This window comes from Cloacibacillus porcorum, assembly GCF_001701045.1.
In the GTDB taxonomy this organism is placed as follows: domain Bacteria; phylum Synergistota; class Synergistia; order Synergistales; family Synergistaceae; genus Cloacibacillus; species Cloacibacillus porcorum.
Genome location: NZ_CP016757.1, coordinates 1,645,460 through 1,660,413, shown reverse-complemented (window position 1 = coordinate 1,660,413; position 14,954 = coordinate 1,645,460). Strand labels below are relative to the sequence as shown.

9 protein-coding genes are annotated in these 14,954 nt (G+C 57.8%); 2 read left to right on the top strand and 7 right to left on the bottom strand.

Features of this window, described 5'->3' with window-relative positions:
• Positions 1 to 158 precede the first annotated feature (158 nt).
• The 4 genes from BED41_RS07430 to BED41_RS07415 all read right to left on the bottom strand — a co-directional run bounded on the left by BED41_RS07430 (position 159) and on the right by BED41_RS07415 (position 8,172).
• Positions 159 to 3,746 carry a UvrD-helicase domain-containing protein gene (locus BED41_RS07430; protein WP_066744494.1) on the bottom strand — a complete coding sequence of 1,196 codons (3,588 nt, stop codon included), beginning with the start codon at positions 3,744 to 3,746 and terminating at the stop codon, positions 159 to 161.
• A complete protein-coding gene (locus tag BED41_RS07425) occupies positions 3,739 to 6,621 on the bottom strand; it encodes a PD-(D/E)XK nuclease family protein (protein ID WP_084002323.1) in 2,883 nt (960 codons plus the stop codon). Before BED41_RS07425 ends, BED41_RS07430 begins: the two co-directional genes overlap by 8 nt.
• A gap of 264 nt (positions 6,622 to 6,885) precedes the next feature.
• Positions 6,886 to 7,179: a hypothetical protein gene (locus BED41_RS07420; protein WP_066744491.1), complete on the bottom strand. Its 294-nt coding sequence runs from the start codon at positions 7,177 to 7,179 to the stop codon at positions 6,886 to 6,888.
• A 39-nt stretch (positions 7,180 to 7,218) separates the two neighbouring features.
• Positions 7,219 to 8,172, bottom strand: a complete 954-nt coding sequence (locus tag BED41_RS07415; RefSeq protein ID WP_066744490.1) for an HD domain-containing protein — start codon at positions 8,170 to 8,172, stop codon at positions 7,219 to 7,221.
• A gap of 141 nt (positions 8,173 to 8,313) precedes the next feature.
• Between BED41_RS07415 and hydE the strand changes: the two genes are divergently transcribed.
• Complete coding sequence (gene hydE, locus BED41_RS07410) at positions 8,314 to 9,357, top strand: [FeFe] hydrogenase H-cluster radical SAM maturase HydE (RefSeq protein ID WP_066744489.1); 1,044 nt, start codon at positions 8,314 to 8,316, stop codon at positions 9,355 to 9,357.
• Between the two features lie 139 nt (positions 9,358 to 9,496).
• The gene (locus BED41_RS07405; protein ID WP_066744487.1) at positions 9,497 to 10,600 is read left to right on the top strand and encodes a beta-alanine-activating enzyme beta-propeller domain-containing protein; all 1,104 of its coding nucleotides are present in this window, start codon (positions 9,497 to 9,499) and stop codon (positions 10,598 to 10,600) included.
• Positions 10,601 to 10,681: 81 nt separating this feature from the next.
• Here BED41_RS07405 and BED41_RS07400 read toward each other — a convergent pair whose 3' ends face one another.
• The 3 genes from BED41_RS07400 to lysA all read right to left on the bottom strand — a co-directional run bounded on the left by BED41_RS07400 (position 10,682) and on the right by lysA (position 14,954).
• Complete coding sequence (locus tag BED41_RS07400) at positions 10,682 to 13,216, bottom strand: EAL domain-containing protein (RefSeq protein ID WP_066744485.1); 2,535 nt, start codon at positions 13,214 to 13,216, stop codon at positions 10,682 to 10,684.
• A complete protein-coding gene (locus BED41_RS07395; RefSeq protein ID WP_157102297.1) occupies positions 13,213 to 13,575 on the bottom strand; it encodes an Hpt domain-containing protein in 363 nt (120 codons plus the stop codon). Before BED41_RS07395 ends, BED41_RS07400 begins: the two co-directional genes overlap by 4 nt.
• Before the next feature lie 158 nt (positions 13,576 to 13,733).
• Entirely contained in the window at positions 13,734 to 14,954 is a 1,221-nt protein-coding gene (gene lysA, locus BED41_RS07390; RefSeq protein ID WP_066744483.1) for a diaminopimelate decarboxylase, read from the bottom strand.

The following is a 14,954-nucleotide window of genomic DNA, read 5'->3' as shown; positions in this document are numbered from 1 at the left end:
ACCCAAATGCTTTTCAAAAGCTAACCTCTAAGCCCTCTGAATCGAAAAATTAAACCGTAAAAAGGACCGGAACTGAACTTTCCGGTCCCCCTAAGTATAATAGCCTATTTGATTTTATAATTTTGTCTTTTTGAATAAAAATAGCTTTACGGGAATCTTTAACGGGCCTCGCAGTCAGTTCGCCACGGACAGGCGGCGCAGCGCTCCTTTTTACCCACAAAATTGCCGGAAAGAGCTTCGATTGCCGCCGCCTCGATCAGACCGCCGACCGCTTTAAAGTCCTCCGCCCCGTAGAGGCGTATCTTTCTCTCATTATCCTGCGAGCGCAGGTATATGACCGCGGAATCAATGGGAATGACGCCGCCGCGCGGCTCAAAAAAGCGGTGCAGCGCGTAGGCGTAGAATTCCAGCTGCCGCTCATAATAATATGAGGGAGCGTATTCCTCTGACGAGCTCTTCCAGTCGCGCAGATGCAGCCCCGAATCGTCGCGCCAGAATAGGTCCGTCGCGCCGACGAGGACGGTGCCACGGTCCGGCACGCGGAAGGGCATCTCCCGGAAGAGCTTGACAGGGCTCTCCGCCGAGGCAAGTTCAGCGAACAGAGAGCACTCTTCACTCTGCGCGTATCTCTGCAAAAGCTCGCGTATCTCGCGTCGTTTCGCGCCGGAGGCAAATTCATCTCTGAGTTCGACCGGCAGACGGCGCATAACAGCCTCGTAACCCTGCCCCTCGCGGCTGAAGGGCAGCCAGCGGACGAGGCTCTCGGCGCGGAAGTCCCAGCGCGCCAGCAGCCAGTGCGTCAGCGAACCAAAGTCTGAGCCGCCCCCCTCGCCGCCCTTTACAGTCCAGCTTACAGTCCGGCCCTGGCGGTATACGGTGCGGTAGGCCGCAGGGCACCAGGAGATCAGCGCATAGGCCGAGGCCGATATACGCCCGAGCTTGGCGGGGCTCACGATCTTCAGTGCCATCCCCTCTGTCTGCGCCTTTGCTTCGTAAGGCGCGTACTTCGGCAGCTCCTCCGGCTCCTCCGTTATATGGGAGATATCCTCCGGCGGCAGAACGCCGGCCGTCCGGCTCAGCAGTGTGGGACTTTTACCTCCCTCCGCGTCGGCCTTTGACTCCTGATAGGCCGCACAGAGGATCAGCCGGTCCTGCGCGCGTGTGAAGCCGACGTACCAAAGCCGGTCGCGCTCCGCCGACTCGGCCTCCGATTCCTCTTTCATCTCCCACATCGCGGAGATATTCTTTCCGCCCGGCTCCTCATGAAGAAGAAAATCTGGCGTCTCTTTCGCGATGACGCCGTACCTTTTCGACACCTGGAGCGCGGAGCTCCGCGGCCCTCTCTTATCGGCATATATCAGCGCCACAACGGGAAATTCGAGTCCCTTGGAGGCGTGTATCGTCATCACCTGGATGGCATCCGTATCCTCGTCGGCGGCGTCCGGCTCCTCCTTCGCGCCCTCGGAGGAGGCCGCAGAGAGCAGGTATTCCGCGCAGCCCTTCAGCGATTTCCCCTGCGAGCGTTCGTACTCCTCCGCAAGCTGGGCGAGATAGATGATATTGGCGTTCACGCGCCGCCGCCGCAGACCGCCGTAGTTTTCCAGGAACGAGGGTTCCCGCAGTATTTCGAGGATCACGGCGGATACTCCTGAGAGAAGCGCCGTCCGGCGAAGGTGCTCCAGGCGCGCGCATAGCTCCGGGTGCTCGCGGCGGACGACCTCCGCGAGAGGCAGCGCCTTTCGGCTCTCTCTGCTCTCCAGCGCCGCCGCCAGCATCCGTTCCGCCTCTTCGATAGATACCCCGCTGAAGGGCGATGCCAGCCAGCCTCCAAGGAAGAGGGGATTTTCAGGCTCGGCGAGCAGCGAGATAAGGTTTACGAGGTCGCCGATCTCGCCGCGCGCGAAATAATTTTTATTCGTTGAGAGCAGATAGGGAAGGCCAAGCCGTTCGAAGGCCCTTTCGATCATTGAGTATTCGGTGCGTGCCGGTACCAGCACGGCGAAGTCACGCCACCTTACGGGACGAAATTCTCCCCGCCCCTTATCCCATATCAGCCGCCCCTCCTCGCGCATTCGCGCCATCCTGCGCCCCAGTTCGCTGTAGAGGCGCAGGCGCAGCTCCGGCATCAATATCTTTTCGTCTCTGTCGCCATAGGGGGATACCGCGCACAGCAGCTCAAGCTGCGGCCTCTCGACGGAGGCGTTGCGCCGTTCGCGGATATCTTCGTCCTGCGGCGGCAGCAGCGGCTCGTAGAAGATCTCCGAACCGCCGCCCCACAGCTCGCCGAAGAGGCCGTTAAATTTTTCCAGCAGTCCGCTCGCCGTGCGGAAATTCTGGTCAAGCGAAACATATTTGCAGTATCCTTCCGCGCCGTGACAGCGGCAGCGCTCTATATAGCCGCGGAAGAGGGTAAGGTCGGCGTGGCGGAAGCGGTAGATCGACTGCTTCTGGTCTCCGACGAGAAAAAGCGTATTATTAAAGTCGCTCTCAGCCTCCGGCGTCACCCAAAGAGCCTCGATGAGGCCGTCCTGTAAGGGGTCGGTATCCTGAAACTCGTCGACCATGATGTGCTTGAATTTTCTTTTGTAGTCGGCGGATGAATTCAGCACCTCGGAGGCGTAAAAGATGAGGTCGGAGAGGGAGAGCAGGTTCTCACGGCGGCGGAACTCGTCCCAGCAGGCCCAGCCTACGGCACAAACGCGGCAGAGAAGGGCGTTGACCCGCTTCTCACCTTCCGACGGCGGGACGGCAAGCGCCAGCAGAGCCTTCGTCTCATCGCGCCATTCTTTGAGGCCTGTGCCCAGCGCCTCGCTGATAGCATCTTTTATCTTCCCCCCCGACAGCGGAACGAGGACGCTTTCAAAGAGCTCGCCACAGAACTGGCTGAGCGCCTCATCCGAAGCCGCCGGAGCGGCGAGCCAGCGATCGATGAATGGGGCGAGCTTCTCTTTAGCCTTCGTCGGCTTCCTGTTTCCGCCGCCGCTGAATTCGGGCGACGACAATATCGCTGGGAAAACGTCGCGCGACCAGAGTTCATAGATATCTTTTTTAAGCTCTTTGAGGGATTCTATTGAGGCTGTCAGCTCCGTATCGTCATGTTCCCACAGAGATTCCGGGCTCTGCCCCGCGCAGTAGAGCTTTTCCGAACAGCTTTTGGCCGCCTCCGCCACCGCCTCCGGGCCGAAGGCGTTCAGCATTTCGATAAACTCCGGCTCGCGCATGAGCTCCGAGGCGCGCGCGCGCCACTCGGCCGGCAGCGCCGCCAGTATCCTCTCTTCGGAGGCCGCGGATAGCATCGAGGCAAACTCGCGCCACCAGATGTCGGCCTTTGGCGCGGGCATGATCGAGGCCGTAGGGTCGATGTCAAGCGCAAGCCCCGACTCGCGGATGATCTTCATCGCAAATGAATGGATCGTCGATATGTAGGCGTCGTCGATGCCCTCGATCCTGCTTTTAAGGTGGGCCAGCTCGTCGGGACACTCCGCGTACCACCTTTCAAGCGTGCCCTTTATACGCTCCTGCATCTCGCGCGCCGCCTTCTTGGTGAAGGTGAGCACCAGCACCTCACCGACGCCGCACTCCGGGTCGGAGGCAAGCAGCCAGGCGAAGCGCTGCGCCAGAGTCTGCGTCTTGCCGGTACCCGCGCCCGCGCTGACCACGGTCAGGTATTTATCGCTTGTCAGCGCCTCTATCTGCGCCTCCGTGCCCTTGATAAGCGAATGCCACCGCGGCCCGTCGCTACTCATCGCCGTTCCCCTCGCTCTCTTCCGGTTCCGCCGCTATATAGCCCTGCGTCTCGCGCTTGCGGCAAAGCACATAAAAGGCGCAGCTCTTGCACCGCTGGGCCTTCACGTCGTACTTCGGGCGGTATATCCCGTTTTTGACGGACTCGGCCATCTGCTCCATCACCGAGAGCGCCTCTTCCATCCTCTCGTCGGCGCTCTGGCGGCTGCGCTTCGTCCCGCCCGCCGCGTAAATATCAAAATATCCGCCGTTGAAATAGCCGGAGACCGAGCAGTCCCGCTGTCCGAACCACCCGAGCCCCTGCACCGCGATCCCCGCCTCTTTCAATATCGCGCAGTAGGCGGGAACCTGCAGCTCTTTATCATGCGCGGCGCTTCTGCCGAGCTTATAGTCCATCACTACGGCCCCGTCGGCGTAATAGTCGATCCTGTCGGCCTGTCCCCTGAAGAGGGCTCCGTTCAGCTCAAAGCCCTCCAGGGCGCATTCCGTCTCTATCTTCAGGCGCGCGCCAGCGGGGATGCGCGCCTCAATTTCATCCTGCATGGCCGCCATCGCAAACAGCTGGCGCATGAGGTTTTTCTCATGCCGCGCAAGCCGCGGGTCCGCGTCGAGCGCAGGGTAACATTCGTCCTTAAAACGGCGCCAGTTTTCCATCACATATATTTGCAGAGAAAGCTTCGGCTCGGCGGCCTTTGCCTGAATGGCCTCCTCCCATATACGGTGGGAAAGTATACCCGCAACGCGCGGGTCATACAGCTCTGTGCGAGGCCGCTCAAAGCGCAGGCGGCTCTGGCACCAGTAGAGATAGGGGCAGACATTCCATGTGTCGATGTCGCTGATGCGCACGACCGGTTTTCCTTCTTCATCGGCTCGCCCCTCCGGTACCTTGTGCGTGGGGGCGGGACTTACCGGCGTGCAGATTATCTCCGCCTGCGGAAACCACGGGCCGTCTCCGTCCGGAAGCGCCGCGTCAAGCGGGTAGCAGACCTTCCCCGCCTCGCGCCAGCCCCTTTTAGGGTCATGCCGCTTAAACAGCGGCGCGACAAACTGCGACTCCGCCACAGGATCTTTGCTCGCGTCGGTCAGAGAGCGGGCGATGACCACGCCCTCCCTCCCCGTGGCGAGCAGGCGGCGGAAGATAGCCTCCTTCTGCTCGCGCTCCTCGCGTATCTCCGGCAGATGTGGGTGCTCCTCATCATCCGGCGAACCGGCGTTAAACCTCACCTTATTATCGTTGCGCAGCAGCAGAGATTCCCTCAGCATCCCCGGCCAGCTGTTGTAATCGACGCCCGCCATCAGCCAGTAGCGATGCTCCGTCAGTATCGGCGGCATCCCCGCGTACAGCGTCAGAGAGTGGCTCTGCGGCAGCTGTATCGGCAGCGTGGCGGTACGGCCCCAGTCGCTGATGAAGGCTGCCGCATCGCCGCCGCGCAGCACCACCCCCGCCGCCGGACCGATGTATTTCGCCTCGTCATTAAGGTTTTTTATCTTTTTTTTGAGTTCATAAATTGCGTGGGAAACGTCCTTCACCCTCTCGTCAAGCGAAGGTTCGCCGGAGGCGACGCGTACCGCGCCGCCGACCGCGTCGGCCCCTTCGAGGAAATCATGCCAGAGCGAGAGGATATCCGCCGGTCTGCCGCCCTTTTCAAACGCGAGGCAGAGCGCGCGTATTTCGGCCAGCCTCTTTCGCGCCGAAGGAGAGAGCGCCCGCCGCCATTCGTCGTAGCCCTCGGGAAAAGAGCTCTCGTCATATTCCGCCGCAAATCCTCCCTCCTCCGAGAAGAGCAGCGGATTCGCAAGCAGTATCGCCGTGTTGTAGTTGTCCCAGTTAGAGTTCCAGACCCGCCATATCATTGAAGGCAGATCGCCGGCCAGCGTCTCGCCGACCGTGCCCCGTACCTGGATATTGTAAGGTATCTTATAGCGTGACAGCGCGTATTCCATAACCGGCAGCCGGTCGGGAGATATCAGCAGCCCTACCTCGCCGTAGTCGTCGAGGCCGCCGAGCTCCGCAAAACCGCCCGCGCCCTCGATCCAGAGCGCCGTCTCGCGCGCCAGCGCCTCCAGCTCAAGATAGGCGTTGCTCGCTTCGAGCTTCACGATGGGAACGTTCCACTCGGGACGCCCGTAATATTCGCTCCCCAGCTGGCTGATGCCGTCATGGAAACCGTCCAGTCCCGTTTCGGGCTGCAGCATCAGCACCTCGGCGATATCGCAGAGCGCGCGGACAAGTTTCAGCTGCGCCCCCGTGAAGGAGAGGAAACCGGCGAGCACCAGCCTCTTACCGGCGACGAATTCCAGCGCCTCCGGCGCGTTCAGCTTCAGCCGCGTCAGGGTGGCAATCTGCGCCGCGTCGGCGAGGCCGTACTCCGCAAGATAGTCCGTATACCGTTCATATAAAGTGATAAGGACCGCCTCGGGCAGCGCCGGATCGGGCTCCTCCTCGTCAAAGAGCGCCTGCGAAAGCCCTTCGCAGGAGACCTCCTCGGCGAGCAGCTCCTTTATGTTGTCCCCCAGAACTGTGACAAACCCCTTATGGTAGAGGCCGGGAGCCAGCGCGACGCCATCCTTCTCCATCTCGGAGAGAAATTCTTCCAGCAGCCAGCGCAGGATCAGGTTGTGGTCTGGCGGGTCAATGACCCGCACAGACGAGCCGGTGATACGCTGCAGTTCTTTATACAGGTCGCCGACGGTCCAGACCGTGGGGCGGTCTCCGAAATAGGGATCGCCGCCACAGATGATGTCGAGCAGCGCATCCCGGTCGAGGCCGGAGGGTACGATAAACAGCGCCTCCCCGCCGTATTTATTGTAAAAGGCGCGCAGCCTGTCTACCTTTTCCGTAATGTTATAGTAACTTTCGATCGTCGCGGCCATCATTACCCTCCGTCAGTCAACGGGCAGTCCAGTCTGCCGAGCCTGTAAAAAGGAGCCGGACGGCAGGAACGCCGGGCGGCTCCGCCAATATTACAAATATCATACCATTATCGCAGGCAAAAGATGGAGGTGAATACGGCGGAGGGCCGTATTAAACGCATGAGAGCAGCCGTCTCAGGCTGCTCAATATGTCCGTTAACAGATTTGACGCGTTTGCTCTGGGAGTAAGATATACCTTGATATCTCAGAAACAGCTGCGCTCCCTTTTTAGAAAAATAGCTCTGAGCGGCTGCCGGTATCCTTTGACCCTTTGATATATTCCTTCACGCACAGAGGATATTCTCTTTTCAGAGCTTCGTAGCTGCGTACGATATCCGATGATTTGGCGGCGCTGGCGGAGGTTATCTCATCGTACCGCTCCGTCATGATCCCCACCACCGAGGCGTCAAGCTGGTCATTCAGCGCCATTTTGCCAAGGATCTCCAAAACGTCGGCCTTCGGCATCTTCTCACGGTATGAGCGGCGGCTGAAGAGGGCGCTCGTGATGTCCGCGACCGCCATGATACGCTGCGGAAGCGTCAGCTCCGACGCCGTGAGTCCCTACGGATAACCAAAACCGTTCAGCTTTTCGTGGTGGCGGGCGGCGATCTCTACTATCTCTCCGTCGACATGGCCCTCAATGATCCGCCGCGTGTAGGTGGCATGCCTCTGCATCTCCAACATCTCCCCGCGCGTCAGCGCGCCCGGCTTCTCCAAGATCGCCACCGGAACCTTTATCTTGCCGATATCGTGCAGCAATCCGGCATAATAGAGCTTCCGGCAGTCATCTTTTTCCAGCCCCGCGTGCTCCCCGAGCATCTCGGCGTAGTTAGCCGTCAGTATGGTATGCAGCACCGTCTGCTCGCTGCGGAAGTCTATCGCGAATACCAGCGTTTGAACGAGATCCATAAGCTCGTCCTCGGAAAAGGCCAGCGCCCGATAGCACTCCCTGATATCCTCCTCGCAGCCGCAGCCGCGAAGAGTCCTCATGACGCCGAATCTTTTGTCGGCGGCCTTGAAGAGCTCTACATCCGCCGGGTCGAACTGCTCTCCGCCGTACCTTTCCACCGTCTCTATCACAAGGCGGTCGGAACTCTCGCCCATCGCGCAGATGTCAACGCGGTCAGCGAGATGCAGCTTGAGGGCGAGCTCCCTGTAGGCGGAGCGGCAGCCGCCGCGCTCAGCGTAGGCAAGATGGTGATATAAGATCGTCTCCGCGCGGTCACCGAGCCGTGAGAGATATTTTAAAAAGAGATAACCGTAGACCGAATGCGGTATCGTCTCCGTAGTCTCGAATTTCAGCAGATTGGCGATCTCTTCGGTCTTGTTTGCGCCGACGTCGTGAAAGATACCGAGAAAGAGGATATTCTTCATCGTCTCCCGCTCTAGCTCACCCTGCAGAGCCATCATAGACTTCAGTATATAGGCGGTGCGGACGCCGTGGTCGACGAGTTTGTCATTTATCAGTGAAAGTACTCCCTTGGTTACGCTGAATGCTGAATCTTTTATAAACACGGCGACCCTTTCTTTCTTAAAAAGCTGGCCTCAAAATATACGGTATGGGATGCAGACGGCCCATTCTAACATACTTTAGGCAAAAATAAGATATAATTGCCATTAGTATTTCAAACGTTTTCAAATATGGGAGTGAGGGCCATGAGGGCAATAGATATAATAGATTCCCTTTATAAAAAACAGGAGGCTTCGCGCGAAGATCTGCTCTGGCTGATAGAAAACCGCAGCACCGATATTTCCCAAGCGCTCTTTGAACGGGCCGCCGCCGTAGCGCGCGCCCATTTCGGAAACAAAATATATGTGCGCGGCCTCATCGAAATGACAAACTACTGCCGCAACGACTGCTATTACTGCGGCATCCGCCGCAGCAACGCCGCGGCCCAGCGCTACCGCCTCACAGAAGAGGATATCATGCAGTGCTGCGAAGCGGGCTACGGCCTCGGCTTCCGTACCTTCGTGCTTCAGGGCGGCGAGGACATGTATTACACCGACGATATGATGGCGGAGATCATCAGCGCCATCCGCACGAAATATCCCGACTGCGCGATCACCCTCTCTCTCGGAGAAAAAACCCGGGAGAGCTACCAGAGGCTATACGACGCGGGGGCCAACCGTTACCTACTGCGCCATGAGACGGCGACGCCGGAACACTACGCAAAGCTGCATCCCGCGGAACTCTCGCTGGCAAGCAGGATCGAATGCCTGCGCAGTCTGAAAGAGATCGGCTATCAGGTCGGCTGCGGTTCGATGGTGGGCTCGCCCTACCAGACCCTCGACAACATCGTCAGCGACCTGCTCTTTATAAAGAGCTTCGCCCCGCAGATGGTAGGCATGGGACCCTTTATTCCCCACCACGACACCCCCTTCGCGCATGAAAAGGCGGGGACGGCGGAGCTCACGCTCTTCCTTCTCGCAATCGTGCGCCTCATGAATCCCAAGGTACTGCTGCCGGCGACGACGGCGCTGGGGACGATCGAGGACAACGGGCGCGAGCTCGGCGTGCTTGCGGGGTGCAACGTCGTGATGCCCAACCTCTCGCCGCTCAGCGTGCGCAAAAAATACATGCTGTACGACAATAAGATAAGCACGGGCGACGAAGCGGCGGAGGCGCGGGCCTCGCTCGAAAAGAGAATGCGCGCCATCGGCTACGAAGTGGTGACGGAGCGCGGCGACTACCAGGATTGAAGCTGGTAATTATACCACAACGCACCTTAAAAAAATCTGCCGTTACCATTAAAGATAAATGACTGCGAATGAAGGCTATTTTGCCAGGAAGTATAGTATAATCACGCCAAAATAAATGATTAATGGAGGTAACATAACCATGAAAAGACAGATACAGGTCATTATCGCCGCGGCGGCGATCATCTCCGCGGCGGCGACCGCCAACGCGGAGAACTGGCCGCTCTTCAAAAACAACGCTCTGCGCAGCGGTACGATGCCGACAGAGACCGTCTCGACCGCGCGCCTCGCAGGGCAGCGCGAATGGACGACGCAGCTGTGGCAGAACATCGCCTCTTCGCCCGCCGTCTACAAGGGCAAGGTCTACTTCGGCTCAAACGACGGCGTAGTTTACGCACTTAACCTCAACACCGGACAGCAGGTGTGGAAGTTCACCACCGACAACTGGGTGACCTCCTCTCCCGCCGTGGTCAACGGGCGGGTCTATGTAGGCAGCTTTGACAGCCGTCTCTACTGCCTCAACGCCGATACAGGGGAGCAAATATGGAAATTCACGACCTCCAACAGCGTGGCGACCTCGCCCGCCGTCGCCGATGACGCCGTCTACTTCGGCTCAAACGACGGATATGTCTACGCCGTCTCGATCAAGACCGGCTGGCAGAAGTGGAAATTCAAGACCGACGCCGCCGTCACCGGCTCGCCGGTCGTCGCCGACGGCGTGGTCTATATCGGCAACCGCAACGGCAAAATGTACGCCATCGATACCGCGACCGGCAAACTAAAATGGCGCGCCATCGTCGGCGGGCCGATAACGGCGGCTCCCGCGGTGGCGGACGGCCTGCTCTACTTTACAAGCCAGGACGGCAAGATCTACTGCGCGCGCATCAAACATCAGGCGGTGATCTGGCGCTACGACGCGAAGGCGCAGATCGAGACCGCGCCGCTCGTGCATAACGGTAAGGTCGTCTTTGGCGACATCTCCGGCAACGTGACGGCGCTCAACGCTCAGAACGGCTCCAAAGCCTGGGTATACAATACCGGCGGCTCCGTCTTCTCCTCCGCGGCGGCGCTCGGCGACAGCGTCTATATCGGCTCAAACAGCGACAACCTTTACGCCCTTGATATAAACACGGGAAATCCCGCCTGGCAGCTGCAGCTTGAGGGCGACATCGTGGCGACCCCCGCGATCGCGGGAGACCGCCTCGTCGTCCCGACGGCGGCGGGCAGCGTCTGCTCGGTAAGATAGCAATCCCTCACCGTTAATAGAGGCACAACAAAAACCCCGCGGAGCCGAAATGGTCCCGCGGGGCTTTTATTTCATTTAGCTTTAACAGAAATCGGTGATATCCTCCAGGGAGGCGAAGATTATCTTGCGTCCGTCGCTTTCGGCCAGCATACGCGCCCGCACCTTTACGCGCCGCAGCTCTTCCCCGCCGCCGTTCCGCCAGCAGATGCAGGCGGCCCGTTCTTCCCCGCCTTCAGACATCGCTTCGATCATGGAGATGAACCGTTCCCTGTCGTCGGCGCAAATTTGGTCGATGAGGGACAGCTTATGAAATGGCGCGTGGTCGCTGTCAAGGCCGAGCAGGGAAAAGAATTCGTCGTTCGCCCGCAGCATGTCGATACTTCCGTCGTTATATTCAAATACCAGCGCCGGACCGAGCAGCGCGTTAAATACAAAAGAACTCTGCGAATCGGCCCGCCAGAACTCGTTGACATCAATGATATTTTCCGATTTTTTTACAAGCTGCTCCGTGTCGAGAGAAGAGGCGTCCAGCAGCGCCTCAAAGTCTCCGACCGGCATCGGGCGCGCGTAGAGATAGCCCTGAACCAGGTTGCAGCCGATACTCTTCAGGAAGTCGGCCTGCGCCGCCGTCTCCACACCCTCGGCAATCGCGGGAAGGCTGAGCCACTTCGTCATGCGCACTACCGAGGCGAGAATATTTCCCCCGCGCTGGTATTCGTCGTCGCCAAGCAAAAACTTCAAATCCAGCTTTACAAGATCTATCGGCATATCCTTCAGCGAATTAAGCGAAGAGTAGCCGCTGCCAAAATCATCCATCTCTATGAAGAAACCTCTCTCACGCAGAGAGCTGATGACCTTGATAAGCTGAGCGGGATTCTCCACACAGGCGGATTCCGTGATCTCCAGGCGGAAAAGCGAGATGGGGATGTCATACTTCTTGACCAGACCGGTGAGAATAGATTCAAGTTTGGGATTATAGATGTCCACGCGTGAAATATTGACCGATATGGGAACCACCGGACGCCCTTCGTCAAGCCACCGCCGCAGAAGACGGCAGACCTGCTCCCAGATACTCTCGTCGAGCTTTGAGATAAAGCCGTTTTTCTCAAAAATCGGGATAAAGCCGCCGGTGGGGATCAATCCACGCACGGGATGCTCCCAACGCGCTAACGCCTCCGCGCCGGCTATACGACCCGTGGCATGGTTGTACTGCGGCTGGAGCCAGGGGACGAACTGCCCCTCCTCAAGAGCCTGGCTCATCTCACGGACGACCTCCTGTTCGCGCAGCAGCGAAGAACGCAGATCATCGGTGTAATAGGCGCAGCGCCGCAGATAATTGCCCTTTACAGACTGTAGGGCGAGGTTCGCGCGGTCGCACATCTGGTCTACCGGCACTGTCGGGTCCTCTATTTCGTATACCCCCACATGGATTACTAGTTCATAATGGTTCCGCTGGAAGTCTTCACATGGTTTTATCCGCTCGATCAGAGCGTCAATATCTATCTCATCTTTCGGAAAACAGACGGCAAAATGGTCCGCCTCCAGCCTTCCGTACGTTCCGATATGGGAGATTTCCCTCTTCAAAAGCGCCGCGACGTCCTTAAGAATTAGATCGCCTGTGTTTTTCCCGAAGAGCTCGTTTATAAACTTAAACCGCTCCACATTCCAGCATATGAGCACAAACTCCTTGTCGGGGTTGTTCCGCAGCATCGCGCTGGTCATCTCCGAGAAGGCTTCACGGTTGAATATCGTGGTCAGAGAGTCATGATAGGCCATATAACGCAGTTCGGCGTTAGCCTCCATAAGCTGCCGCTCGTTCTCTTTCTCGTTCGTAATATCGGTGAATATCATTATCATGACCGGATGGGGGCTGTCGGGATATGATATCTTAATCCCCTGAACATGAGCCCAGCAGGGCCTGTCATCAACTCTTATCACGCGGAATTCACAGCTGATGGGGGCCTTCCCGTCCATCCCAGCCTTGATCTCCGCCTCAAGCTTCGGCCGGTCGTCCGGGTGAACCCGGAAAAAGAAATCATCCTTGTGAGCCTCAAAGACCTCTTTTGAACAGCCTGTCAGACTATAGAACCCCGGACTCATATAAATCGCGTGCGGCTGCTCCGAAAACTCAATAAGCGCGACGCCGCCGATCATATTGTCCAGAATCGCCTGAAGCTGGACCTGCGCGAGCGTCTGTCTGCGCAGCATCTTATTTTCAAGTTTTATCTCGTCTATCTCGCGCCGTTCGATTATATTGCGCACACGGCTTATGACGACGCGCGGATCAAATGGTTTCGTGATAAAGTCCGTGGCTCCGAGGTTCAGCGCCTTTATCTCGTCGTCGGGGTCGTCCCCCGCCGTGATGACGACCACCGGAATACCGGAGAGCCCCGCATCCTCCCGCATCACGGCGAGAGTCTCAAAACCATCCATTACCGGCATCACGATATCCAGAAGCACCATGTCGATCCGCGGCGTCTCCCGCCGCAGCAGTTCAAGAGCCTCAACACCGTTGCCGGCTTCAAATACCCTGTAACTGCCCTTGAATATCTCCGCGAGCAATATCCTGTTTAATTCAAGATCGTCAACGATAAGAACGCCTTTTTCAGCTGTCATCGCCGGTCTGCCTCTGCGGCCAGCCCTATAGCCTTAGAGACGGCGCCGTATTCTTCCTCCAGCGAGGGAAACAGCGCCTTCGCCCCTTCGATGTCGTCGGCGCGCAGCAGCGAAACTATTTGTGAGGCCGTATGGTAAATGACATTTATACTGAGATTTCCGCTGAGTCCCTTCAGAGTATGCACATTCCGCATAAAAGACTGCCATTCGCAGCTCTCAAAACTCTTCCGTGCCTCCGAGAAGGATTGATCCGTAAGGAATTTGCAAAGCATCTTTTCAAATAGAGGGGCGTTTCCCATAAAACGCCGGACGCCTCCGTCATAATCTATTCCGGCAGAGACCAACAACTCTTTATTCAAATGATTCAGTCCTTCCAAGTTTATGAATCAAAGATAACTGCATTCTGACAGCGGCTCAACGATAACGAATTTATTTTACCACAATAAAAATCAACGGTAGGCGCTGCATAGAAAAAGACGGATTTTTTCCAATCCGTCCTCTCTCATAACTATTCTCTTTAAAAATTCTCGATCAGGCTTTCAAGCGTATCCGCGGCGCGGATAAGTTTTATCTCACCCTGTGACGTCTTGAGCACCTCGGCCGGACGCAGGCGGCAGTTATAATTCGAGGCCATCGAATAGCCGTAGGCTCCCGAGTTCTCCACCGCGATCAAATCATTCTCGCGCACGCCGTCCAACCGGCGCTCCGCCGCGAGAATGTCACCGCTTTCGCAGATATTGCCGACCACCGTCACGGTCGAAGCAGATTCCTCCGCTCCGTCGCCATGTTCGCCGCCCTTCAGCAGCCTGACCTCATGATAAGAATCATAGAGGACGGGACGCATCAAAACATTGAAGCCGATATCGGTCCCGACATAGGTCTCGCCGTAATTCTCCTTCACGGCATGCACCGTGCCGAGAAGCAGGCCGCATTCGGCGGCCAGATAACGTCCCGGCTCACATTTAAAATGGACATACTTATTGTCATAACGTTCGACAAACGAATCAAGAACGGGGAACAGCTGTCCGCGCAGAGCGGCGAAATCCAGCCGTTTCTCATCCTGACGATAGGGGACGCCGAAACCGCCGCCGAAATCAATGAAATCAAGGCCGGGAAAATTCTCCAGCACCAGCGCCAGCAAATTTTCCGCCGCCTCGACATATGGCTCCGGCTCCAGGAAGAGGGAGCCGATATGCTGATTTATACCGACGAGCTTCATATCATACCTCGCCAGCAGCTCCTTGGCCTGCGCGCAGAACCGGGGATCGATGCCGAACTTCGTCTTGTGCCCCGCCGTCACAACCTTCTCACAGTGGCCCGCGCCGACGCCGGGATTGAAACGGAGGGCGACGCGCCCGCCGCGGTTTATCCGCCCGAGGGCCTCCAGCTGAGAGAGCGAATCGGCGCTGACGAGTATCCCCCTGTCTATACAATAACGCAGTTCGTCGGCGGAGACATTGTTGCCGATATAAAAAATCTCATCGCTGCTGAAACCTGCGTGTTCAAGAAGAAAAATCTCGCCGTGGGACATCGCGTCCACCCCGATCCCCTCTTCACGGATGATGCGGAGCAGGGACAGATTGGAATTCGCCTTGACGGAAAAACTCGGCGAAAGCCGCCCCTCAAAGGCGTCGAGCAGTTCGCGGCACCTCTGCCTCAATATATCCTCGCTGTAGACATAGACCGGCGAACCAAACTCCCGGACTATCTCAAAGGCCTCTTCGTTTTTCAGAAACAT

Bases quoted from the DNA above. Each gene is read 5' to 3' on its own strand.
- BED41_RS07430 (WP_066744494.1), bottom strand. From the start codon at position 3,746: ATGAGTAGCGACGGGCCGCGGTGGCATTCGCTTATCAAGGGCACGGAG.
- hydE (WP_066744489.1), top strand. From the start codon at position 8,314: ATGAGGGCAATAGATATAATAGATTCCCTTTATAAAAAACAGGAGGCT.
- BED41_RS07420 (WP_066744491.1), bottom strand. From the start codon at position 7,179: ATGGCGGTCGCGGACATCACGAGCGCCCTCTTCAGCCGCCGCTCATAC.
- BED41_RS07400 (WP_066744485.1), bottom strand. From the start codon at position 13,216: ATGACAGCTGAAAAAGGCGTTCTTATCGTTGACGATCTTGAATTAAAC.
- BED41_RS07425 (WP_084002323.1), bottom strand. From the start codon at position 6,621: ATGATGGCCGCGACGATCGAAAGTTACTATAACATTACGGAAAAGGTA.
- lysA (WP_066744483.1), bottom strand. From the start codon at position 14,954: ATGTTTCTGAAAAACGAAGAGGCCTTTGAGATAGTCCGGGAGTTTGGT.
- BED41_RS07405 (WP_066744487.1), top strand. From the start codon at position 9,497: ATGAAAAGACAGATACAGGTCATTATCGCCGCGGCGGCGATCATCTCC.